The 18,922-nt window shown below is 70.8% G+C and carries 32 protein-coding genes and 1 pseudogene; 28 read left to right on the plus strand and 5 right to left on the minus strand.

The window, feature by feature from the left end; translation table 11 throughout:
* Positions 1-57 precede the first annotated feature (57 nt).
* The 3 genes and pseudogenes from GFH48_RS18630 to GFH48_RS18640 form a co-directional block, all read right to left on the minus strand.
* Entirely contained in the window at positions 58-840 is a 783-nt protein-coding gene (locus tag GFH48_RS18630; protein ID WP_153289339.1) for a type II secretion system F family protein, read from the minus strand.
* Positions 837-1,724, minus strand: coding sequence for a type II secretion system F family protein (locus tag GFH48_RS18635; protein WP_153289340.1), 888 nt, complete (start codon positions 1,722-1,724; stop codon positions 837-839). Before GFH48_RS18635 ends, GFH48_RS18630 begins: the two co-directional genes overlap by 4 nt.
* Positions 1,718-2,314 (minus strand): annotated as a pseudogene (locus GFH48_RS18640) (ATPase, T2SS/T4P/T4SS family); the annotation flags it as partial. The pseudogene GFH48_RS18640 and the gene GFH48_RS18635, both read right to left, overlap by 7 nt.
* Positions 2,315-2,350: 36 nt before the next feature.
* On the opposite strand from GFH48_RS18640, the gene GFH48_RS18645 reads away from it, so the two are divergent.
* A complete protein-coding gene (locus GFH48_RS18645; RefSeq protein ID WP_153289341.1) occupies positions 2,351-3,841 on the plus strand; it encodes a recombinase family protein in 1,491 nt (496 codons plus the stop codon).
* A 3-nt stretch (positions 3,842-3,844) separates the two neighbouring features.
* Here the strand turns inward: GFH48_RS18645 and GFH48_RS18650 are convergent, their stop codons facing one another.
* Positions 3,845-4,696 (minus strand): helix-turn-helix domain-containing protein, encoded by an 852-nt coding sequence (locus GFH48_RS18650; protein WP_153289342.1) that lies wholly within the window; start codon positions 4,694-4,696, stop codon positions 3,845-3,847.
* A 173-nt stretch (positions 4,697-4,869) separates the two neighbouring features.
* Between GFH48_RS18650 and GFH48_RS18655 the strand changes: the two genes are divergently transcribed.
* The 21 genes from GFH48_RS18655 to GFH48_RS18750 all read left to right on the plus strand — a co-directional run bounded on the left by GFH48_RS18655 (position 4,870) and on the right by GFH48_RS18750 (position 16,214).
* Positions 4,870-5,175: a helix-turn-helix domain-containing protein gene (locus GFH48_RS18655; protein ID WP_153289343.1), complete on the plus strand. Its 306-nt coding sequence runs from the start codon at positions 4,870-4,872 to the stop codon at positions 5,173-5,175.
* Positions 5,176-5,192: 17 nt separating this feature from the next.
* Positions 5,193-5,678, plus strand: a complete 486-nt coding sequence (locus GFH48_RS18660) for a hypothetical protein (RefSeq protein WP_153289344.1) — start codon at positions 5,193-5,195, stop codon at positions 5,676-5,678.
* Positions 5,675-5,851 (plus strand): hypothetical protein, encoded by a 177-nt coding sequence (locus GFH48_RS38585; RefSeq protein WP_194280615.1) that lies wholly within the window; start codon positions 5,675-5,677, stop codon positions 5,849-5,851. The genes GFH48_RS18660 and GFH48_RS38585 overlap by 4 nt, the downstream gene beginning before the upstream one ends.
* Positions 5,848-6,042 (plus strand): hypothetical protein, encoded by a 195-nt coding sequence (locus GFH48_RS18665; protein WP_153289345.1) that lies wholly within the window; start codon positions 5,848-5,850, stop codon positions 6,040-6,042. Before GFH48_RS38585 ends, GFH48_RS18665 begins: the two co-directional genes overlap by 4 nt.
* Positions 6,039-6,269: a hypothetical protein gene (locus tag GFH48_RS18670; protein WP_153289346.1), complete on the plus strand. Its 231-nt coding sequence runs from the start codon at positions 6,039-6,041 to the stop codon at positions 6,267-6,269. The genes GFH48_RS18665 and GFH48_RS18670 overlap by 4 nt, the downstream gene beginning before the upstream one ends.
* Before the next feature lie 72 nt (positions 6,270-6,341).
* Positions 6,342-6,914 (plus strand): type 2 periplasmic-binding domain-containing protein, encoded by a 573-nt coding sequence (locus GFH48_RS39200; protein WP_228120679.1) that lies wholly within the window; start codon positions 6,342-6,344, stop codon positions 6,912-6,914.
* Positions 6,911-8,458, plus strand: a complete 1,548-nt coding sequence (locus tag GFH48_RS18680; RefSeq protein WP_194280616.1) for a DNA primase family protein — start codon at positions 6,911-6,913, stop codon at positions 8,456-8,458. Before GFH48_RS39200 ends, GFH48_RS18680 begins: the two co-directional genes overlap by 4 nt.
* Positions 8,459-8,884: 426 nt before the next feature.
* Positions 8,885-9,097, plus strand: a complete 213-nt coding sequence (locus GFH48_RS18685; RefSeq protein ID WP_153289348.1) for a hypothetical protein — start codon at positions 8,885-8,887, stop codon at positions 9,095-9,097.
* Positions 9,094-9,411 (plus strand): hypothetical protein, encoded by a 318-nt coding sequence (locus GFH48_RS18690; RefSeq protein WP_153289349.1) that lies wholly within the window; start codon positions 9,094-9,096, stop codon positions 9,409-9,411. Before GFH48_RS18685 ends, GFH48_RS18690 begins: the two co-directional genes overlap by 4 nt.
* Positions 9,412-9,485: 74 nt before the next feature.
* A complete protein-coding gene (locus GFH48_RS18695; RefSeq protein WP_153289350.1) occupies positions 9,486-10,016 on the plus strand; it encodes a single-stranded DNA-binding protein in 531 nt (176 codons plus the stop codon).
* 9 nt (positions 10,017-10,025) lie between these two features.
* On the plus strand, positions 10,026-10,226 hold the full coding sequence (locus GFH48_RS18700; RefSeq protein WP_153289351.1) for a hypothetical protein: 201 nt from the start codon (positions 10,026-10,028) through the stop codon (positions 10,224-10,226).
* Positions 10,223-10,867 (plus strand): hypothetical protein, encoded by a 645-nt coding sequence (locus GFH48_RS18705; protein ID WP_153289352.1) that lies wholly within the window; start codon positions 10,223-10,225, stop codon positions 10,865-10,867. Before GFH48_RS18700 ends, GFH48_RS18705 begins: the two co-directional genes overlap by 4 nt.
* Positions 10,860-11,024, plus strand: a complete 165-nt coding sequence (locus GFH48_RS18710; RefSeq protein ID WP_153289353.1) for a hypothetical protein — start codon at positions 10,860-10,862, stop codon at positions 11,022-11,024. The genes GFH48_RS18705 and GFH48_RS18710 overlap by 8 nt, the downstream gene beginning before the upstream one ends.
* Before the next feature lie 80 nt (positions 11,025-11,104).
* On the plus strand, positions 11,105-11,314 hold the full coding sequence (locus GFH48_RS18715) for a hypothetical protein (RefSeq protein ID WP_153289354.1): 210 nt from the start codon (positions 11,105-11,107) through the stop codon (positions 11,312-11,314).
* 190 nt (positions 11,315-11,504) lie between these two features.
* Positions 11,505-11,720, plus strand: coding sequence for a hypothetical protein (locus GFH48_RS18720; protein WP_153289355.1), 216 nt, complete (start codon positions 11,505-11,507; stop codon positions 11,718-11,720).
* Positions 11,717-12,448 (plus strand): DUF6907 domain-containing protein, encoded by a 732-nt coding sequence (locus GFH48_RS18725; protein ID WP_153289356.1) that lies wholly within the window; start codon positions 11,717-11,719, stop codon positions 12,446-12,448. The genes GFH48_RS18720 and GFH48_RS18725 overlap by 4 nt, the downstream gene beginning before the upstream one ends.
* On the plus strand, positions 12,445-13,314 hold the full coding sequence (locus GFH48_RS18730) for a helix-turn-helix domain-containing protein (RefSeq protein WP_153289357.1): 870 nt from the start codon (positions 12,445-12,447) through the stop codon (positions 13,312-13,314). The genes GFH48_RS18725 and GFH48_RS18730 overlap by 4 nt, the downstream gene beginning before the upstream one ends.
* Complete coding sequence (locus tag GFH48_RS18735) at positions 13,311-13,484, plus strand: hypothetical protein (RefSeq protein WP_153289358.1); 174 nt, start codon at positions 13,311-13,313, stop codon at positions 13,482-13,484. Before GFH48_RS18730 ends, GFH48_RS18735 begins: the two co-directional genes overlap by 4 nt.
* Positions 13,481-13,798, plus strand: coding sequence for a hypothetical protein (locus tag GFH48_RS18740; RefSeq protein WP_153289359.1), 318 nt, complete (start codon positions 13,481-13,483; stop codon positions 13,796-13,798). The genes GFH48_RS18735 and GFH48_RS18740 overlap by 4 nt, the downstream gene beginning before the upstream one ends.
* Positions 13,795-13,992 carry a DUF6257 family protein gene (locus GFH48_RS18745; RefSeq protein ID WP_322746991.1) on the plus strand — a complete coding sequence of 66 codons (198 nt, stop codon included), beginning with the start codon at positions 13,795-13,797 and terminating at the stop codon, positions 13,990-13,992. Before GFH48_RS18740 ends, GFH48_RS18745 begins: the two co-directional genes overlap by 4 nt.
* An 86-nt stretch (positions 13,993-14,078) precedes the next feature.
* The gene (locus tag GFH48_RS18750; protein WP_153289360.1) at positions 14,079-16,214 is read left to right on the plus strand and encodes an FtsK/SpoIIIE domain-containing protein; all 2,136 of its coding nucleotides are present in this window, start codon (positions 14,079-14,081) and stop codon (positions 16,212-16,214) included.
* Positions 16,215-16,373: 159 nt separating this feature from the next.
* On the opposite strand, the gene GFH48_RS18755 is transcribed toward GFH48_RS18750, so the two are convergent.
* Positions 16,374-16,691 carry a hypothetical protein gene (locus GFH48_RS18755; RefSeq protein ID WP_153289361.1) on the minus strand — a complete coding sequence of 106 codons (318 nt, stop codon included), beginning with the start codon at positions 16,689-16,691 and terminating at the stop codon, positions 16,374-16,376.
* A 309-nt stretch (positions 16,692-17,000) separates the two neighbouring features.
* Between GFH48_RS18755 and GFH48_RS38590 the strand changes: the two genes are divergently transcribed.
* From GFH48_RS38590 to GFH48_RS18780, 6 genes are all read left to right on the plus strand, one after another.
* Positions 17,001-17,159, plus strand: a complete 159-nt coding sequence (locus GFH48_RS38590) for a hypothetical protein (protein WP_194280925.1) — start codon at positions 17,001-17,003, stop codon at positions 17,157-17,159.
* A 35-nt stretch (positions 17,160-17,194) separates the two neighbouring features.
* On the plus strand, positions 17,195-17,395 hold the full coding sequence (locus tag GFH48_RS18760) for a helix-turn-helix domain-containing protein (RefSeq protein ID WP_153289362.1): 201 nt from the start codon (positions 17,195-17,197) through the stop codon (positions 17,393-17,395).
* Positions 17,396-17,711: 316 nt separating this feature from the next.
* Positions 17,712-17,972, plus strand: a complete 261-nt coding sequence (locus GFH48_RS18765; RefSeq protein ID WP_153289363.1) for a hypothetical protein — start codon at positions 17,712-17,714, stop codon at positions 17,970-17,972.
* Positions 17,973-18,034: 62 nt separating this feature from the next.
* Positions 18,035-18,328: an HNH endonuclease gene (locus GFH48_RS18770; RefSeq protein ID WP_153289364.1), complete on the plus strand. Its 294-nt coding sequence runs from the start codon at positions 18,035-18,037 to the stop codon at positions 18,326-18,328.
* Positions 18,329-18,338: 10 nt separating this feature from the next.
* Complete coding sequence (locus tag GFH48_RS18775) at positions 18,339-18,569, plus strand: hypothetical protein (protein WP_153289365.1); 231 nt, start codon at positions 18,339-18,341, stop codon at positions 18,567-18,569.
* A gap of 1 nt (position 18,570) precedes the next feature.
* The gene (locus tag GFH48_RS18780; RefSeq protein WP_153289366.1) at positions 18,571-18,834 is read left to right on the plus strand and encodes a hypothetical protein; all 264 of its coding nucleotides are present in this window, start codon (positions 18,571-18,573) and stop codon (positions 18,832-18,834) included.
* Positions 18,835-18,922 lie beyond the last annotated feature (88 nt).

An 18,922-nucleotide genomic window follows, 5' to 3' on the forward strand; every position in this document is an offset into this window, starting at 1 on the left:
CTGCTGATCACTTGACTCGTGTCGTCGCCCGAAACCTGTCGCCGACCGTCCGGCCGGTCAGCCGCCACCACCTCCCAGCACCCCGTCCGCCAGCCCGATCACCACGGGCAGGACACCGATCGCGAGGAACGCGGGCAAGAAGCACAGCCCCACGGGCACGGTGACCATGACGGCCGCCCTGCGTGCCCGCTCCGTCGCGCTCCGCCCCCGTTCGGCGCGGGCCTCGGCGGCGAGCCGCCCGACCGGCACGGCCGCCGGTACCCCCGACTCGCCCGCCCGCTCCAGCAGCCGCGCCAGCCCGCCGGCTCCCGGTATCGACGCCAACCTCCGCCACGCCCGCGCCGGTTCGCCTCCGAGCCGTACCTCCGCGGCACCCCGGGCGAGGCGCTCCCCGACGGGCCCGCCGAGGGCCTCGCCCACGGCCCGGGCCGCCGCCACCGGATCGGCCCCCGCCGCGATACAGGCCGCCACCAGATCGGCGGCGAGCGGGAGCTGCCGGGCGGCCCGCGCGACGTCGTACTCCTCCACCGGCCCCCGCCCGCGCCGTCGGCGCCATCGAACGATCCCGACCCCGGCCACCAGCCCCGTCACGATCCCGGCCAACCCTCCGACCAGCACCCAGCCGGCACACACGGCGCCCGCCGGCGGCAGCCACCGCCATCCCGCGCCCCGGACGTCGAATCGACGTCGCGCCGGCGCCCTCCGCAGGTCGAACAGCCCGGCCGTCCTTCCGCGCACCCGCCGCTCGTACCGCGCCCGGCCGAACGCCCGTACCAGCCACCCGAGCACCAGTGCCGCGCACCCGAGCATCCCCAGCCTGTGGACGATCTCCGCGCTCATGCCGTCTCCGCTCCCTTCACGACGCGCAGGGCCCACCACAGCCCCACGCCTTCCAGCACCCCACCGACCAGCAGGCAACCCAGACCCGGCCCGCTGTGCAGAAGCACGTGCAGCGGATCCGCGCCCAGTGCCGTGCCGAGCAACAGCCCGAGGACCGGCAGCCCCGCGAGCATCACCGCCGTCGACCGCGATCCCGCCAACTGGGCTCTCAGGTCGGCCCGCTGGTCGCGCTCCGCGCGCAGCGCACCTTCCAGCCGGTCGAGCCCCGCCGCGAGACCCGCGCCCCGGTCCACGGCCACCCGCCAGCACGCGGCGAGCCCCACCAGCCCCTCGGCCCCCGGCTGCCGTGCGGCGTCGGTCAGCGCGTCCGGTACGTCCCCGCCGAAGCGTGCCGCCGCCAGTACCACCGCCCGCGCCTCACCGAGGCCGTCCGAGTCGAGCGCGGCGTTCAGCAGCGCCTCGCCCGGCTGCCGTCCTGCCCGCACCTCACCGGCGAGCGCCCCGCACAGGGCGATCACCGCATCGCCCCGGCGGTCCCGCTCCCGGTCCGCCTCCCCGGCCCGTCGTACCCGTCTCAGCAGCGGCACCCCGGCCGCGCCGAGGAGCAGCGGCACGACAGAGGCCCCCAGCGACGCGACCGCCAACCCGGCGACCAGCGACCACCCTTCGGGCCGCAGCCGCCCGCGCAGCCACCGCCATCCGGCGCGCGCCCTCTCCCCCGCCGGTGGTCCGGTCACCGCCGGACCGCCCGCACCGCCCGCACCGCCCGCACCGAGCAGCCGCGCCGCGCGGGGCCGCGCGTCCCACCCGCTCATCAACCAGGCCGCCGCCCCGGCACACGCCATGGCCGCCCCCACCGACATCCCGCCCGCTCCCGTCACCACGGTCCGCTCCCCTCGCCGCCCTCGTGGAGCAGCCCCCGCAGCCGCTCCCAGCCCTGCTCGTACGCGAATTCCCTCGCGCCCCACCGCAGCGCCGGCACCGTCACCACCAGCCCCGAGGGGTCGCGTTCCAGGACGTGCACCTCGGCGATGCGCCGCCGCCCCGTCCGATCCCGCACGAGGTGCAGGACCACTGACAGCGCCGCCGCCAACTGGCTGTGCAGGGCGGCCCTGTCCAGCCCGGCGGCGGTGCCCAGGGCCTCCAGCCGGGCCGGTACCTGCGCCGCCGCGTTCGCGTGCACCGTTCCGCAGCCGCCCTCGTGCCCCGTGTTGAGCGCCGCCAGCAGCGACACGACCTCCGGGCCGCGCACCTCACCGACGACCAGCCGGTCCGGTCGCATGCGCAGGGCCTGGCGGACCAGGTCCTGCAGCGCCACGAGTCCGGCGCCCTCCTGGTTGGCGGGGCGTCCCTCCAGACGGACCACATGGGGATGCTCCGGCCGCAGCTCCGCCGAGTCCTCGGCCAGCACGATCCGCTCCCCCGGACCGACCAGCCCCAGCAGCGCGCTCAGCAGCGTCGTCTTCCCGAACCCGGGACAATGACACCATTGCTGAGCGAGACTCAGAGGATGAAGCCCACTCCAACGGCTGCCAACCGGACGCGCGCGGTCGTGTACCTGCGCATCAGTCAGGACCGCACCGGCGCCCACCTCGGCGTCGATCGCCAGCGCGAGGACTGCCAGACTCTCGCCGAACGAAACGGCTGGGACGTCGTCGAGACGTACATCGATAACGATCTCTCCGCGTACAGCGGCAAGAAGCGCCCCGGCTACCGGCAGATGCTCGCCGACCTCGACCAGGGCACAGCCACCGTCGTCGTCGCCTGGCATACCGACCGGCTCCACCGCTCCCCTACCGAGCTGGAGGAGTACATCGACCTGTCCGAGCGCCGCGGCGTGAACACCCACACCTGCCAGGCCGGGCCGATCGACCTGTCCACGCCGTCCGGCCGGATGACGGCGCGCATCCTCGGCGCCGTTGCCCGGCACGAGTCGGAACACAAGGGTGCGCGTGTCGCCCGCGCCCGCCAGCAGAAGGCCATGGCCGGCGAGTGGGCCGGCGGGATCCGCCCGTTCGGCTGGGGCGTGCCCACCGGCGAGACGACCAAGAAGGTCGACCGCAAGACGGGCGACGAAGTCGAGGTCGACGTCCTCGACATGACCAAGCCCGTGCCCGAGGAGGCCGCGGCCGTCCTGCACTGGACGGACACGCTGCTGTCCGGCGGGTCGGTCCGCTCGTGCGTGCGGTGGGCCGCGGACAAGGGGCTCACCACGCCGCGTGGGAACACGATCTCCCACCAGGACCTGCGGGACATGCTGGTCCGCCCGAGGAACGCAGGGATCGCCGTATACCGGGGCGAGGAAGTCGGGCGCGGACTCTGGGAGCCGATCGTCCCCGAGGAGAAGTTCAGGGCCGTCGTCGCGATCCTGTCGGACCCCTCGCGCCAGACGAACCGCGGGGCGCAGCCGAAGTGGATGGGGTCGCTGCTGTACCTGTGCGGCCGCGACGAGTGCGGGCGCGGGATGACGGTGACGCAGTCCGGTGGCCGGCAGTACCCGAGCTACAAGTGCGCGACCGGGCACGGTGGCGGGCGGCGGGCGGAGATCGTGGACCAGTACGTCGAGGACACGATCGTCGCGCGGCTGTCACGGGACGACGCAGAGGACCTGCTCCTGCCCGGCCCCGAGGACATCGACGTGGCCGGGCTACAGGCGGAGAGCGAGCAGATCCGCCGGCGGATGACGGACCTGGCGGGCCTGTTCGGCGCGGGGCAGATCGACATGGTGCAGTTCACGGAGGGCACCGACACGGCGCGCGCGCAGTTGGAGGGCGTCACCAAGCAGCTGGCCCGCGCGGCGACCGTGGACCCGCTCGTCGGCCTGGTCGGCGCACCGGACGTGCGAAAGGCCTGGCGCGCGCTGAGCCTGGAGCAGAAGCGCAACGTGCTGCGCGCGGCGCTCGTCGTGACGCTCGTCAAGCCGCGGTCGGGACGCATGCCCGACGGCGGGTACTTCGACTACAACGCCGTGCAATTCCAGTGGCTGCGGGGGCGCGCATAACCCTCAATCCTCCTTGGTGTCATTGTGCATCAGCTCCGCGACCACACCGGAGAGCCTTGCCACCTCTGCCGCCAGGTCGCGAACTTCGCGCAATACGGCAGGTGACTCGGTTTCCCCAACCGCCGGGGTTCGGGCACCCTTTCTCAATTCATCAAGACGGGAGAGATGCGCCCTGCGTTCGCGATCAGCCGCGCGGGCCCGCTCCTCGCGATCAGCCGCGCGGACCCGCTCCTCGCGCTCCCTGCGCAAGACCGGATCCATCCTCATGGCCTTACGCCAGGGCTCGAGGCGTCCGGGGTCATGCGAAAAACCTTGATGAGTTAGCCGACGCGTGGTCAGGTCCGTGAGCAAGGCCTCCAGCGCAAGCTCGTACTCCTCGACCAGATCAGGGTCCGCGTCAAAGGTCCGAGCCCTCGATCCAAAGGCGAGGGGCCCGGCCATGAGCTCGCGAAGAGCCTTCGGAAGGCGCGCGAGGGCCCTAGATCGATCATGGTTGCTATGGAATTCGCCCCCCTCTCCCAATGAGGGAGAGTCGACCTCCGGAAAGAATTTGGATTGGCCCGAATCGTCAGGCTCCGTCAGGGAAAAAAGATCGAGTAGCGGCAAAGATTCACCGCCTTCAAGAATTTGCTGCATGCTGCCCTGATCCCACCTCAGGGCGCTTTCAATCAAGCGCAAGGATTGAGGGAACCTAGCGCGCGGCGTGCGGCCCTCCTCGGCCACCTGAATGCTTTTTTCGGAGACGCCGGCCTCCTCGCTGAGCTGCCTACGGCTCCACCCAAGCGCCTCGCGCTGCTCGCGAATCTTCGAACCGAGCCTGGCCCAGGCTTCGGGGTCCTGCGGTACGCCCGCCACGGCACAACCCTTCTGTCAACGATTGTCAACGGCTACAGACTAAGACTCTGGCAGCGACGCGGCATCGTGTCCACACTCACGGGGCTACGTGTCCAGAAGTAGATGGCCATGAATCCAGAGTGTTTGGTGTCAACGCTTGGCATCAACGCCACACAGGGGGTAGCGTCTGTGACGTGAAGACGAACGGACTTCTGATCCGTCGGCGACGCATCGAGCTGGGTCATGGCATGAACCGGTTCGCCGCCCTCGCCGGCATCAGCGGGGCCGCGTTGAGCCGCATCGAGAACGGCCAACGTCAGCCCCGCCCAGAGACGCTCAAGAAGATCACCGATGCGCTCGGCTGCCCGCTCCGCGAGGTCATGGCCGAGGAGAGCGGCGGCGGTCCCGTGTACCAGACGGGATCGACCGCCGGAAACGACGAAGAGGCCGGGTACCAGCCGGCCTCTCCTGTCGAGCAATCCGTGCCTACCGCGAAGTAAGAGAACGGAACAGCTCCATGGACACAGTACTCACGTCGCCCCTGCCCGCGTCGACCGGCGGGGTTCAGGTCCCCACCGCTCGCATCGCCGAGCAGAGCATCACCGCGTTCGCCCTCGCCGAGATCATCACCGACTCGGACAGCGGCGAACCCACCCTCTGCATCAGCTCCGACCAGCATCTCTCTGACTACCAGGCCGCCACCGCCGGCCAGGCCGCCGCCCTCGCCCAGCAGTTGCGAGCGAAGGCCGACCAGATCGAAGCCCTCGCCAACGAGTACGCCGAGAGGGTCGTCCTCCCGGCATTCATCAGCGAGTACCGCATCGAGCTGGAGGAGTGGGACGTCTCAACGCTCGACCCCATGCTCCGTGAGCACCTCAGGAGCTGGCGGATGACGGAAGGCGACCACACGGTGGTCATCGTCCCCACGGGTCAGAGCCCCATCGAGCGCCTCGCCGCCGTCGCCGACGTCGTCCGCAGCCTGGACCGGCAGGAGGCGAAGTGACCGACGAGGAACGCCGGGCCGCTCGTCCGGTTCGGTTCGAGGACCCCAAGCGGAACGCGGCCTACTGGGCGCGGATCGACGCCATCGTCGACGAGGCGCCCCCCTTCTCTGACACCCAACGGGCGATCATCCGCGCCGCGTTCCACCAGCCCGTGGCACGGGAGGCGGCGTGAAGGACGACCCGCAGCGGCCGGAATGCCGCCACTGGATCGGCGCCGAGCAGCGCCACTGCCGTGCGGGCGAAGGCATCCGCCAGTACATCCCCGGTCCCCGATGCCCCGCCCATACCCCGTCCGCCCTGCTCGGGAAGCCCGATCCGCAGCCGGGTCCCGGCTGGCCCATCTTCCGCCAGGAGGCGCCGTGACCCGGCATGGCCAAGACCCGGCCGACCGGCCGGTGGTCGTGAACGACGACGTGCGCCTGCGGTACGCCGCCGAGCGCGCCCAGCGCCAGCTCACCATCGACTCGATCCGCGCCGACCTCGAAGCCCAGCCCTCCCCGCGCAGCATCCAGGCTGCCGCCCGACGGTGGTGCAACGAGATCACGGCCATGGCCGAGGCGCTGGCCAAGCAGCGACGGAGTACCGCGTAGCCCGCCGGCGGGCACTACCCTGCCCGCCCACACACGGACCAGTGACCCAGCTCGGAGAGAAGAGCCCCGTTCGTGAACAGCACCCCCGAGCCGAAGCCGATCCACGCGAGGCGGCTCGACTCCCTCAGCATCTCGGCGCAGCTGGCCAGCCGCCGCGCGGCCGCCAGCCGGTGCGAGCCGTTCGACTGCGGACACCGCGACCCCCTCGACTGCACCACGGCCGGGTGCGGCCAGGACATCCACACTGTGGAGACCCCTGCGGCTCCGGCCATCGAGCCGGGCGACATCGCCCAGCTGTGGGCCGACGCGAAGATCGCATGGTCAACGCGAGACTTCCCCAAGTACGCGTCCCCGGCATGGATCGCCCTCCACCCGGACGATCCGAAGCGGCTCGCCGGCGCGCTTGAGGCCGCCGAGTCCTGGCGGAAATACGGCGACGAGGAAGCGCTGATCCAGTGGCTGCGCGAGGCGTCCCACTCTCGGCCGTCCGTGGCCGAGCGCAGGACCCGCGCCGAACTCGACGCAGCCGCCGTGCCGAAGCTGCCGCACCAGCTGCGGGCCACCGCCGGATGGCCGCCGATCGCCGTGCCCGGCAAGCCCGGCCAGTACCTGACGTACAACAGCCAGCAGCAGGAGGCAGCGTGACCTCCGCCGCCGACGTCGGCCACCCGCCGGACGACGACATGTGGGGAGGCGAGACGTGGGACGAAGTCGCACCCAAGCTGCGGTCCGTCACCACGTTCCCGCCGCCGCCCCGCAGCGCCCGGACCATGCGGACCCGGGACGACATCGGCAATGCCCAGCGGCTCATCGACCGGTACGGGCCGATCGTCCGCTGGGTGCTCGTCAAGAAGGGGGGCGAGTGGGCCGTGTACGACGGGCGCCGCTGGGCGTTCCGCGGTGGCGACACCCTCGTCCGCACGCTGACCCGGCTCACCATCGAAGACCTGCCCAGCAGCGAGGCCCTCTCGTACAGCGACGACCATCCGGCCGACGACAAGGGCAAGCCGCTGCCCAGCGACCGGGACGCCTTCCTCGCCTACGTGTCCAAGCTCCGCGACCACCGCGTCATGGGCAGGGCCATCTCCTCGGCCTCGTCCTTCCCTGAACTCCATGCCCAGGTCGAGGACTTCGACGGGCAGCGGCGATGGCTCAACCTGCCCAACGGAATCCTCGACACCGACAAGGTGCGGCTGCGCCCGCACGACCCCGACCTGATGCTCTCCAAGATGTTCGGCGTCCCGTTCAACCCGCAGGCCAAGGCGCCTGTCTGGGAGCGGTTCCTGAAGATGAACATCCCCGACGAGCAGACCCGGCTGTACCTGCAGAAGGCCGCCGGATACACCCTGTCCGGGCTGTCCAACGAGAAGACGCTGGTCTACCTGTACGGCCCGTCCGACACCGGCAAGAGCATCTTCACCGGCGTCATGTCCCGCATGTTCGGCGAGTACGGGCAGGTCGCATCCGACGGTGCGCTCCGCCCCCGCCGTGAAGGCGCCGTCAACAACGACGTCGACGGCATGGCGGGCAAGCGGTTCGTCACCACCTCCGAGTCCAGGCCGGGCGAGGAGATGGACGAAGCCCTGATCAAGCGGCTTACCGGCCGGGACGAGCAGACGACCCGTGCCCTGTACGAGAACAACCGGACGTGGACCCCGGAGTGCGTGATCTGGGTGTGTTCCAACCAGTACCCGAAGATCACTGGGGACGACGACGCGATCTGGACGCGCATCCGTGTCGTCCCGTTCCTGCGGCAGTTCCTCGCCGGAGACCCCGACCGCGACGAGCGGCTTGAGGAGAAGCTGCACGCCGAGATGGAAGGCATCTTTGCCTGGGCCGCCCGCGGTCTGGAGATGTACCTCCGCGACGGGCTCGCGCCCCCGTCGGAAGTCGTCCAGGCCGGCGAGCGGTTCCGGTCCTCGGCCGACGGTGTCACCGCGTTCGTTGCCGAGTTCGCCGAGGACGAGTTCCTCACCGTCCAGGATGGCGAGTGGTCCCCGCGCACCGAGCTGTACGAGATGTACAAGCAGTGGTGCAAGGAGTCCGCGATGCGTGAGCCGTTGCGGCCGAGCAGGTTCTATACCCGCCTCGAAGTGTCCTTCTCCATGGCCAAGATGAACGGCACCCGTGGCTTCAAGGGGATCCGCATCGGGCCCAAGCAGTTGGCGTCTGCAGCGTGGGGGCGTTGATGTACCTGCCCCCTGCTGCCCCCGTCAGCAACCTGCCACTACCTGCCCCCAGCAGCTGCCCCCAGCCCCACGCGTTCCTCTGGCTGCTGCGCTTTTCCACAGCCACTGACCTGCGCCTTTGTGGCTACGGTCGGAGTTATCCACAGGGGGCAGTTTGGGGGCAGGTGGGGGCAGTAGCAAGGGGGCAGGTGGGGGCAGCTCGGGGGCAGGTAAAAGGCCGGATCTGCCCCCACTCAAAACCCACTGTGACCTGGGGCTTTCTGTTCCAGGGGGCAGGAGGGGCAGGTAATTCCCGAAAGTCTCCCTGTAGGGGCCTCAGCGGAAACGGACATAGGTCCCCATTTGGATCACGGTTCGGGTCGCCCTTCCCTACCGGAGAGAGTTCCAGCACGGAGCTGCCCCTCCTGCCCCCAGCCGGGGGCGCGCATGAACGTCGATGACGTCGTGGCCGAGAAGATCGCCGCCGCAGCAGCCCGCGCCGAGGCGAACAAGCGGCGCCGCGCAGCCCTCGCCGCCGCCCGCAAGCGCGGCCTCGCCGCCCGCCACGCCCAGAAACTCCGCAACCTTTCCGCCCGCACGACGGACGGATCACCCGTCACCACTGATGACGGGTCCACCACCACCGAGGAGAACCAGTGACCGCCTGGGAACGCTTCAACAACCGCGTCCTGTCCATCACCCCCGCCGAGCCCGGCTGGCAGGTGCACGTCGAGCACCGGACCGTCACCCCTACCGAGTCGCGCGTCGACGAGGAGCACCTGTACCCGGTCGTCACCTGGGCGCTCGTTGAGTCGGAGGGCCGGAGTGGAGAGACCAGCACTCACGTGGAGCCGGTCTTCTATGACGAGTCGGCCCTGCGGAATGCGACGGAGTATCGGCGGATCTTCTCCGACCCGGCGCCTGCGCCCGGCGAGCCGAAGCTGCTCGTCCACATCGAACTGCGGCAGCCGTAACCCCCGCACGCAACCGGCCGGCCCGCGAGAACCGGGCCGGCCACCCATCCAGCACACCACAGAAGGAGTCCTCCGTGTCCGGAGAGACCGTGATGACCATCGTCGGCAACCTGGTCGATGATCCCGAGCTGCGCTTCACCCCGTCCGGGGCGGCCGTCGCCAAGTTCCGTATCGCCTCCACCCCGCGCTTCTTCGACAAGCAGGCCAGCGAGTGGAAGGACGGCGAGAGCCTGTTTCTCACCTGCTCCGTGTGGCGCCAGGCGGCGGAGAACGTCGCCGAGTCCCTCGGCCGCGGCATGCGCGTCATCGTCCAGGGCCGGCTGAAGCAGCGGTCCTACGAGGACAGGGAGCAGGTGAAGCGCACGGTCTACGAGATCGACGTCGACGAGGTCGGCCCGACCCTCGCGCGCGCCACCGCCAAGGTCACCAAGAACCCGAGCGGCGGTGGACAGGGATCCGTTGCTCAGAAGGCAACGGATGACCCGTGGGCTGGAGCCCAGCCCACCAACGGCCAGGCGCAGGGCGGCGGGTGGTCAACCACCCCGCCCGCCCAGCAGCAGCCCGCCGCGCAGGGCGCCGGGTACAGCGACGAGCCCCCCTTCTAGGAGGTCGACATGTCCCTCAGTGAGATCCAGATGCTCATCATCGGCATGGGCCTCGGCGCGCAGCTGATGAACTTCCTGCACATGCGGTGGGACGCGCAGGCCGCCCGCCGCAGCACCGCCGCCTCCAAGGCCGCCCGCAAGCAGGCGACCGCGGACCTGTTCTACAGTGGCTTCCGCCTGTATCGGCTGAAGAGCCGGAGCCGGGTGTGAGCGCCAGCTGCGGCGTGTGTGAGCGCGACCTCGAGTTCGGCTACCTCTGCCCAGGCGACATCCTCGCCCTGGCGGAGCGGCTCGAGCAGCTACCCGGTCTGGCCGACGCCCTCAGTGGGGCGCTGGCCCCGGCCGCCCGTCCCGTCACCGAGCGGGTCACCACCAGCGGCTACGGGCCGTCGACGCCGGTCAACGACTCGGCGCTCGAGCTCTGGTACGGCGGCATGGCCACCGTCCTCGAGCGGTGGCGCTCGGACATCCAGTCGTGGAAGGGCTGGGGCGAGCCCGTCGTCGAGGGCAGCGTCGAGCACCGGGTACGCGCCGCCTGCCGCTGGATCGGCATGAACCTCGAGTGGATCGCCGCCGAGTACCCGTCGGCCGGCGACCTCGGCAAGGAGGTCCGCGAGCTGAAGAGCGCGGCCCTGTCGATCCTCGGCGACGGCCGCGGGGGCGAGGGCCGCGGGAAGCTCCTCGGCCGGTGCGTGAACGCCGACGCCTCCGGCGCCGCGTGCGGGGCGCCAATCCGGCACCGCGAGGGCGAGGCGACGCTCGTCTGCGAGTGGTGCCACTGCGTGTACCGGGATGAGCAGGACTGGCTGCTGCTCCTGCACTACCAGCCGAAGGAGCCGTCGGATGTCTGAGCGGATCGTGACGTGCCGCGTCCTGTCCGGCCGCGGTACCCAGTGCACGGGTGAGGCGGTCGACCCGAACGCCGAACTGCTGATCTGTGCCCGGCATCTGGCGGAGGCGCAGCGCCTCATCCACGAGGCGTTCCGCCGGGCCAAGAGGTCGGCATGACGTCGCCATGGGTGTTGACGAGTGTCGCCACCCCTGGCTACAGTTGTGGAACCGCCACCGCTTCCGGTACTAGGAGGGACGTGACTACGTGGAAAGAGCGCCATGACGCAGCCGTCCAGAAGCAGAACGCCGCACAGAAGGCGTACCAGGAAGCCACCGACGAACGAGCCCAGGCCCTGATCGACGGTGAAGTCGAGCTCGGTAGCCAAGCAGCGGTAGCCAGAGAGCTTGGCGTCACGCGGGCCGGCATCAACCGGGCGATCAACGCCCTGAAGGCCAAGCGCCCGTAGCTACACCCCACAACTGAAGACGGCCCAAGGCCGGCGCGCCAACGCCAGCCAAGGGCCTGACCGAAGCCCACTTCCTGACAAGACCAGGAGGAGATCCGGCTATGCCCGATCTTTCCACGCCCACCCGCCCCGGCGACAGCGACCCGGACATGGACGAGGCCCTGCGCCGCGTCCGCGAGGGGGCCCGGCGATGACCGACGCCCGCTCCGCCTCCCCGCTGCGGGAGTTCGCCGTCGACAGCGTCCCGCTGAGCGTCGACACCGAGCTGGACATGGCCCGCAAGGTTCTCGCCGAGACGGATCCCGAGAACATCCACGACCACGACGCCATGATCCGGTCCGCGGTCTCCCTGTCGATGCGGCTCCGCACCCTCACCGCCGCCGTCGAGGCGGGTGAGGGCCGATGACCGCCGCCGTGCCCGCGTTCGGGCCCACCGGGGATCAGCTCCCCTGCGACGAGAACAGCACGCCGTTCGCGGCCGTCACCCTGTCGTTCGAGGTCACCCGCGAGCAGCTGCGCGCCGCCCTCGCCATCGGCCAGGCCGAGAACGCCGGCGAACCCCCGCTCCCCGACCTCACCGTCCGCGACACCCGCCGCGAGATCGAGGGCTACTTCGCGGGCGCCGCCGTCTTCGGCTCGGACACCGAGCTCCAGGCCATCGACGCCGTCCTCGCCCCCGACCACGCCGCCGACCTCGACGCCGCCATCAACCGGGCCTACACCAAGCCCCACCACCCTGCGATCCCGCAGACGCCCCTCTACCGGGACGGCACTGTCGTCCTGCAGACCCTCGACCACGGTGAGGTTGTCCTGCCCGAGCCCGCCTGGTGCACCGGCCACGACGCCGACACCATCGGCACCCTCGACGAGGTCACCCACAACGGGCGCCACGTCCGCGCCGGCTCCATCGGCCACCGCGGCTACGTCGACTTCCTCGACACCTTCCTCACCCACGCCCCCTACCTCGCGGAGCAGCCCGAGCCGTACCCGCTCGTCTCCGTCAACCTCGACCTGAACGCCGACCTCGACCCCGACGGCGCCACCCGCGCCGCCCACGGCCTGCGCGCCGCCGCCCTCCGCCTCGAGCGCCTGGCCGCCGAAGCCCAGCGCCTGCGGAACGGGGGCCAGGCATGAGCCGCATCCGCCGCGCCGCCGCCCGGCTGGCCCGCCCGTTCCGGCGGACCGCCCCGCACACCGGCCGCCGCCCGGCCGCCCCGTTCTGGGTCCGCGGCCTGACCGCAGGCGGCCGGCCCATCGTCCTCGGCGTCGCCCTCCTCATGTGCGCGCCCGGCGAGTACCACCTCGCCGAGACCGCCGGATGGAACGACCCCTTCACCTACGGCATGCCGGTCGTCCTGTCCGCCTACGCGGGCATCGCGGCCGCCGTCGCCTCCACCCGCCGGCCCGGCGACCGGGGCCGCTGGTCCGCGATCATCGGCGCGTGCCTCGCCCTCGGCCTCGCCATGGCCGCCCAGGTCGTGTCGCACCTCATCACCACCGGGCACGTCATCGCCGACCAGCCCGTCCTGATCGCCGTCACCAGCCTCGTCCCGCCCGCCGTCGTCGGGCACCTCCTGCACCTCGCGGCCAGCCCGCCGGATGCACACCAGGACGCCGAGGACGCGCCCGAGTTCACCCCCGTCCCGAGCGTCCGGACCGTCCCCGACGTCGTCCCGGTCGGCGCCCGCCTGCTGCCGATCACCACACCCCCGGCGCCCACCGTGACCCTGGAACGAGAGGACCAGCAGGACGCCCTCGGGACGCCCGAGCTCCCGCCCGGGACGGACCAGGACGCCGAGGACGCCGACGATGGGCCCCTGCCCGAGCCGCCCCTCATGACGTCCGCTCAGGTCGCCGAGCTGTACCGCATCGAGATGTCCACCGTCCGCTCCTGGGTCGCACTGGGACGCCTCACCGTCCACAGCAAGGACGCCCGGAACCGCAACCTCTTCCACCCCGACCAGCTGCCCGACTACGGCTTCGAGGCGGTGCGGTCATGAAGGCTCTCCTCTTCGGCGCCCTGCTCGGCGCCCTCCTCCTGTGGCCGGCCGCGCTGTCACTCACCGCCACGACCCTGGCCACCGCGGCACAGCCCGCCGTCCTGGCCTTCACCATCGGCGTCCTGGCGCGTCCTGCGCTCGCCCGCCAGATCCAGAGGTGGAAGCGATGAGCGACGCCCTCGCCAAGGCGGAGGCCGCCGCCTCCGAGGCGGCCGTGAACAGCGCCGCCGTACAGGTCGCCCTGGCCGCCGTCGAGCTCGCCAGGCTGGCGCAGACCCAGCAGGAGAAGCCGGCCTGCCAGCACCAGGCCCCGCCCGCCTCCCAGTTCGACGCGAAGAAGTGGCTGGTCATCGGTGGGGTGGCGTGCGTCTGCTCGCTCGCCTTCGCCCTGGCCTCCATCGCCATCGCCATCGGCGCGTGCTGCGCCACCGCCTGCGTGCTGGTCCTGCGCTCCCTGTTCCGCGACATCCAGAAGGGCCGATGACCATGGCCAAGCCCGACGACCTCAAGCTCAGCGACTTCACCCTGGTCGAGATGGCCCGCATGGGCGTCCTGCTCGGCCGCATGGCCAAGCGCGGTATCGCCGACGACGGCACCGGCAACGTCGACCTGAGCGACCTGCAGCGCCGCGCCGAACGCATCGAGAAGACGGCCCTGCGCCGCAAAGCCAAGAAGTAGATCAGCCCCGGGGACGGCGTCCAACCGCCAAGCTGCCGCCGTCCCCGGGCGTCCCACACCTCACCGAGAGGCAGGAACACCCCAGCATGACCTTTGCCCTGATCAAGACGCCAGTGGACGCCCCCGAGGACGTCCGGGACGCTCCGGCGTCCGGAGCGTCCTCCACCCGCCCCGACCGTCGCCGCGCCCGTTACCTCAAGGTCGCCCGAGCCGCCCTCGCCGACGAACGCATCCGCACCACAGGACGCCTCGCCGTCCGCCACGCGTCCTACGTCCTCGGCGGGACGCGCGTCGTAGGACGCCGCATCTGGGACGGCAGGACCGCGTCCCGGTACGAGCGGATGATCCGAGCCGCCGAAGCCGCCGGGCTCCTCGACGAGGTCAAGGAGTGGGAGGCCCGCGGCAAAGACTTCCGCGCGGCCCGCCACCGCCGCCGCGTCGAGATGCTGCAGTTCGCCCTCCAGGCGCCCAAGGCGCTCGGCGCGGCCGCGCTCGGCAGTGCCGGCCTGCTGCTCCTCATCGGCATCCTGCTCGCGTGGGCCAACAAGGACGTCGCCGACGTCGCCGCCCCGTTCGAGACCGTCGCCGACCTGGTCCGGTGGGTGGCCCTCATCGCGGGCGTCATCTGGGGGCCTGGCCTCGCCCTCGCGCCCTGGCTCGGCCTCGCCGCCGTGTGGGCCATCGGCCAGCACCAGCACACCGCCCCGCAGTGGGCCCTGCCCGTCCGCGCCCGCGACCTCGGCGCCGCCATCACCCCGTCCATCGTCGTCGTCGCCTTCCGCGACCTGGGCATCTCCCCGCTCCGCAAGGCCATCGACGCGATGGGAGACGCGGGCGCGGCCCTGCTCTCCGGCATCAAGATCGCCGGATGCGGTGTCGAGGTCGACGTCCACCTGCCCTCCGGCGTCTCCACCGAGGAGATCCAGAACAAGCGGCGCAAGCTCGCCGAGAACCTCAACCGGCACGAGCACGAGGTGTTCATCGCCATCCCGCCCGCCCCGCGGACCGTCCGCCTGTGGATCGCCGACAGCGGCGCCCTCGACGAGCCGATCGGCGCCTCGCCGCTGATGCTCGACGAGGAGACCACCGCGGACTACTACACCGGGTCCGCGCCGTGGGGACAGAACCTGCGCGGCGACTCCGCCGGCGTCAGCGTCTTCCAGCGGCACATCCTGCTCACCGGTCTCTCCAACCAGGGCAAGACCGCCTCGCTGCGCGCCCTCGCGCTCTGGCTCATGTTCGACCTGACCGTGGACTTCTACATCGCCGACCTCAAGGGCGTCGGCGACTGGCGGCCCTTCCACGGCCTCGCCCAGGTCCTCATCCAGGGCCCCACCGACGACCACGTCGCCCAGGCCACCGACATGGTCGAGTGGGGCGTCGACGAGATGCAGAAGCGCATCGCCCTCCTGGAGGAGTCCGGCGCCACCGACGGCGTGACCAGGGACATGGCCCGCACAGACCCGCGGTTCCGGCCCGTCGTCCTCATCGTCGACGAGGCCCAAGTCGCCTACGGGTGCGGCGCCAAGAGCCCCGACGGCCGGCCCTACGGCGGCAGCAAGGCCACCAGCCGCTACTTCCAGGCCGTCAAGAAGATCCACGACCAGGGCCGCGCCGTGAACGTCACCATCTGGGAAGGCACCCAGGACCCCACTGACGAGAACCTGCCCAAGCGGTCCCGCGAGGGCAACCACATCCGCGGCTCCCTCGTCCTCGGCACCGAGTCCCAGGCCAAGATGGCGCTCGGCGAAGCCCCCGTCGATGCCGGCGCCGCCCCACACAAGCTCCGCCGGGGCAAGGACCGCGGCACCATCGTCGTCGCGGGCGAGGGCATCCAACTGGAGGCCGGACAGTCGTCCGTCACCATCCGCACCTACTTCATCTCCGGTGAGGACGCCGTCGTCCTCACCGACCGGGCCAAGGCTCGCCGCGAGGACGTTGCCACCGTCCCGAAGCTGGAGATCGTCCAGCCCGTCGACCATCTCGCCGACCTCGCTGCCGTCGTCGGCCGAGAGAACCGGGTGCGCACCACGGAGGTCATCCACCGGCTCAAGACCCGCAACCACACCGTGTACGAGCACTGGAACGGGGCCCGACTCAAGGCCCTGCTCGCCGAGTACGGCGAGGAGCCTGGGACCCTCGACGGCTACCCGGTCGTCAAGCTGGAGAGCGTCGAGCGGGCCCTCGGCCGCCGCGCGGAGGAGCTCGCCGAGGCGCAGTGACCCGGCAGTGGGCAGTGACTTTCCACTTCCGAGGTCACTGGATCACCCCACTGGCGCTGATCAGCGCAAACGGCAATCAAGTGAGGCAGAGAGGCCGCTCCCAGGGACCCCAAGTGCCCGCGGAAGCGGCCTCTCGCCGACCCTGCGCATGGTCACTCACTAGCCGGATTGAGGCTCTCCGTGCCAGCGGCGTCGCATGAAGTGCTCCGACGTGGTCCCGCCGATAACCGCGCCCTCCACCTCGCTCAGGACGGCGCTTGAGATCCACTCCGGAGTGGCGATCTGCTTGCCGCTGTCGATGATCCAGCCGCCTTGGCCAAGCAAGTTCAAGGCGGCGATGTCGGACTCGCATCGCTGCCCTGCCACGTTGCTCCCCGTCCGCGCGTAAGCCCAGACCTCGTCGAAGGCTGGCTGGCGGCGCCTCTTCTGCGCTTGCACCCTCACGAGATACAGGCAGCCGTACTCATACCGGTCCATGTGCCCCCCGAGCATTGCTAGGTGGAAGCCAGGCAATCAGCGGGCCCCGCGAGTCCTCGCTGCCGGGTCGACAACGCCAACCGCGCGCTGCCCGAGCCGACATGGAACCGTTGCCGCATTCCTGGCGGATCTGGCATCAAGAGCATCACATGAGCAATGAAGATCAAACGAGCACTCCGGAGGATCGGGCCGGCAACGTACAGAGCTGCACCGGAGCCGACCGCGAGCGCTTCCACCTCTTAAGCGGCGCCCAAGCAGCGCCCACGATCATGCCCGCGTGAAGAACGTCCCTGGCCTGGAGCCAGCCCGATGAACCGCGCAGAGCGCCTCGCCATCCTCGGCCCCGAGGTCGTAGCCGCGATCAAGGCCCGCGTAGCCCTCGCCCCGGAGCCCACCGACGAACTCGTCGAAGAACTCCGTCGGATACCCCGCCGGCGAGATCCCGGCGCCCCGGCCGGCTGCCGTTGATCACCCCGATAGCTGAGGGGCCGCATCATGGAGACATGGAAGACGAGCTCGCCCCGCCCGGCCGGTACACGACCCGCGACGTCGCCCGCGCCCTCGGCACCAGCACCGGCGCCGTCCGGAACCTCGTCTACCGAGGCCGCCTCAAGCGCGTCGGAGGCACCGAGCGACACCCGCAATACGCCGTTTCCGAAGTCGCCGCGCTCCTCGCCGACCGCCAGGAGCGCTCGATCGCTTGACCGCAGGTCAGACGCCGTGTGACGATCTGCGTGTACAACTGTGCCCTCAACCGGCACCACAAGCCGCTCGGTAGCACCGAGCAACAGAGGTCCCCAGCCCGCCGACCACGACATCGCGGGCGCTGGACCAGGCCTTGGACCCGGCACCAAACGCTCGTCGTGGGAGCGGCCGGGACCACCTTCAGACACACGACGAAGCCCCTGCTCCGGTCCCCCCGGCGGGGGCTTCGTCGTGTCACAGGACGGACACACCGCCCACACACCCCCAGACCCGGCGCCACACTGAGCCCCTCAACACCGCACCCAAGGGGGGCCCATGGGATTCATGAACGACGCCAAGGCGAACGTCGCCGCCGACGCCGCACGCAAGGCCCGCGAGAAAGGGCAGCGCGTCCTCGTCTACAAGTTCATCGAGGCCAACCAGAGCAGCAAGTCCACCGCCCCCATGCAGGGCATGGCCGAGCAGATCGAGGCCGTCGAGGCCCACGGCTGGAGACTGGACCAGATGGCAGCCGCCGAAGGGAAGACCTTTACCGGCGAACGCGTCGCGCTGGTCTGTATCTTCCGCGCCGTCTGACCACACGCACCCAGGCCCGGCCCTCACCGAGAGGCCGGGCCTCTGCACGCCTGGGGGTGAGCATGGCCACCGACCGCAGCGAGCTCACCTCCTACGAGTGGCGCCAGCTCCGAGCCCGCACCCTCGCCGCATCCGACGTCTGCATCGTCTGCGGCCACGGCGCCGCCGACACCGCCGACCACGTCATCCCCGTCAGCAAAGGCGGCCCGCGCCTCGACCCCGACAACGTCGCACCCATCCACGGCGTGGCCGGCTGCCGCGTCTGTCTCCGCAAGTGCAACAGCGAGAAGGGCGACCGGCCGCTGTCCGAGGTCGTCCAACTGCGCACCTCGGTCGACTGGTTCGCCGGACCGTAGAGAGGACACCATGCCGAAGCTCAGCACCGAGCAGATCACCACGCACACGCTGACCCTCACCGATGCCGAGCTGGCCGAGTGGCGCGAGGCGGCACGGTGTGCCCTCGACCTTGGCGGTGACAAGGACGAGCACGCCGATACATGGCGCTCCATCTCCCGCCTCGGGCTGCCAGCCACGCGCGGCAGCCTCTCCGACCAGCTGGCCAACCGCGCCATCGTTGGCGACACCAGGGGAGGATGACATGGCCAAGCTGGTCGAAACCCCCTTCGGGCCCAGGGACGCCGTGGCTGCCTGGCTCCGCGCCAACGGCGTCGACCCAAGCGACGTGCCGATCGAGGGACCGATCACCATCACGCGGGACCGCATCCACTACGACGCCATGCTGTGCAACGGCACAGGCCACCGCTACGTGGCCCCAGGCACGGACGACGTGGCCACAGCGCCGAGGTGGGCCGTACTCAAGGTGGCGCCACCTGCAAACGTGCAGGTCACAGCCCTGGCCTGAGCGATCAAAACCCCAGGTCAGAGGCTTGATCCGGCTTAGATCGGCCGAGATTTTTAGGGAAGATCATCTTCTCAACCCCGCGCCCAGC

It is taken from the genome of Streptomyces fagopyri (assembly GCF_009498275.1).
Lineage (GTDB): Bacteria > Actinomycetota > Actinomycetes > Streptomycetales > Streptomycetaceae > Streptomyces > Streptomyces fagopyri.

Bases quoted from the DNA above. Each gene is read 5' to 3' on its own strand.
- GFH48_RS18630 (WP_153289339.1), bottom strand. From the start codon at position 840: ATGAGCGCGGAGATCGTCCACAGGCTGGGGATGCTCGGGTGCGCGGCA.
- GFH48_RS18645 (WP_153289341.1), top strand. From the start codon at position 2,351: ATGAAGCCCACTCCAACGGCTGCCAACCGGACGCGCGCGGTCGTGTAC.
- GFH48_RS18660 (WP_153289344.1), top strand. From the start codon at position 5,193: ATGGACACAGTACTCACGTCGCCCCTGCCCGCGTCGACCGGCGGGGTT.
- GFH48_RS18685 (WP_153289348.1), top strand. From the start codon at position 8,885: ATGAACGTCGATGACGTCGTGGCCGAGAAGATCGCCGCCGCAGCAGCC.
- GFH48_RS18700 (WP_153289351.1), top strand. From the start codon at position 10,026: ATGTCCCTCAGTGAGATCCAGATGCTCATCATCGGCATGGGCCTCGGC.
- GFH48_RS18710 (WP_153289353.1), top strand. From the start codon at position 10,860: ATGTCTGAGCGGATCGTGACGTGCCGCGTCCTGTCCGGCCGCGGTACC.
- GFH48_RS18720 (WP_153289355.1), top strand. From the start codon at position 11,505: ATGACCGACGCCCGCTCCGCCTCCCCGCTGCGGGAGTTCGCCGTCGAC.
- GFH48_RS18725 (WP_153289356.1), top strand. From the start codon at position 11,717: ATGACCGCCGCCGTGCCCGCGTTCGGGCCCACCGGGGATCAGCTCCCC.
- GFH48_RS18730 (WP_153289357.1), top strand. From the start codon at position 12,445: ATGAGCCGCATCCGCCGCGCCGCCGCCCGGCTGGCCCGCCCGTTCCGG.
- GFH48_RS18735 (WP_153289358.1), top strand. From the start codon at position 13,311: ATGAAGGCTCTCCTCTTCGGCGCCCTGCTCGGCGCCCTCCTCCTGTGG.
- GFH48_RS18740 (WP_153289359.1), top strand. From the start codon at position 13,481: ATGAGCGACGCCCTCGCCAAGGCGGAGGCCGCCGCCTCCGAGGCGGCC.
- GFH48_RS18745 (WP_322746991.1), top strand. From the start codon at position 13,795: ATGACCATGGCCAAGCCCGACGACCTCAAGCTCAGCGACTTCACCCTG.
- GFH48_RS18750 (WP_153289360.1), top strand. From the start codon at position 14,079: ATGACCTTTGCCCTGATCAAGACGCCAGTGGACGCCCCCGAGGACGTC.
- GFH48_RS18755 (WP_153289361.1), bottom strand. From the start codon at position 16,691: ATGGACCGGTATGAGTACGGCTGCCTGTATCTCGTGAGGGTGCAAGCG.
- GFH48_RS38590 (WP_194280925.1), top strand. From the start codon at position 17,001: ATGAACCGCGCAGAGCGCCTCGCCATCCTCGGCCCCGAGGTCGTAGCC.
- GFH48_RS18760 (WP_153289362.1), top strand. From the start codon at position 17,195: ATGGAAGACGAGCTCGCCCCGCCCGGCCGGTACACGACCCGCGACGTC.
- GFH48_RS18765 (WP_153289363.1), top strand. From the start codon at position 17,712: ATGGGATTCATGAACGACGCCAAGGCGAACGTCGCCGCCGACGCCGCA.
- GFH48_RS18770 (WP_153289364.1), top strand. From the start codon at position 18,035: ATGGCCACCGACCGCAGCGAGCTCACCTCCTACGAGTGGCGCCAGCTC.
- GFH48_RS18775 (WP_153289365.1), top strand. From the start codon at position 18,339: ATGCCGAAGCTCAGCACCGAGCAGATCACCACGCACACGCTGACCCTC.
- GFH48_RS18780 (WP_153289366.1), top strand. From the start codon at position 18,571: ATGGCCAAGCTGGTCGAAACCCCCTTCGGGCCCAGGGACGCCGTGGCT.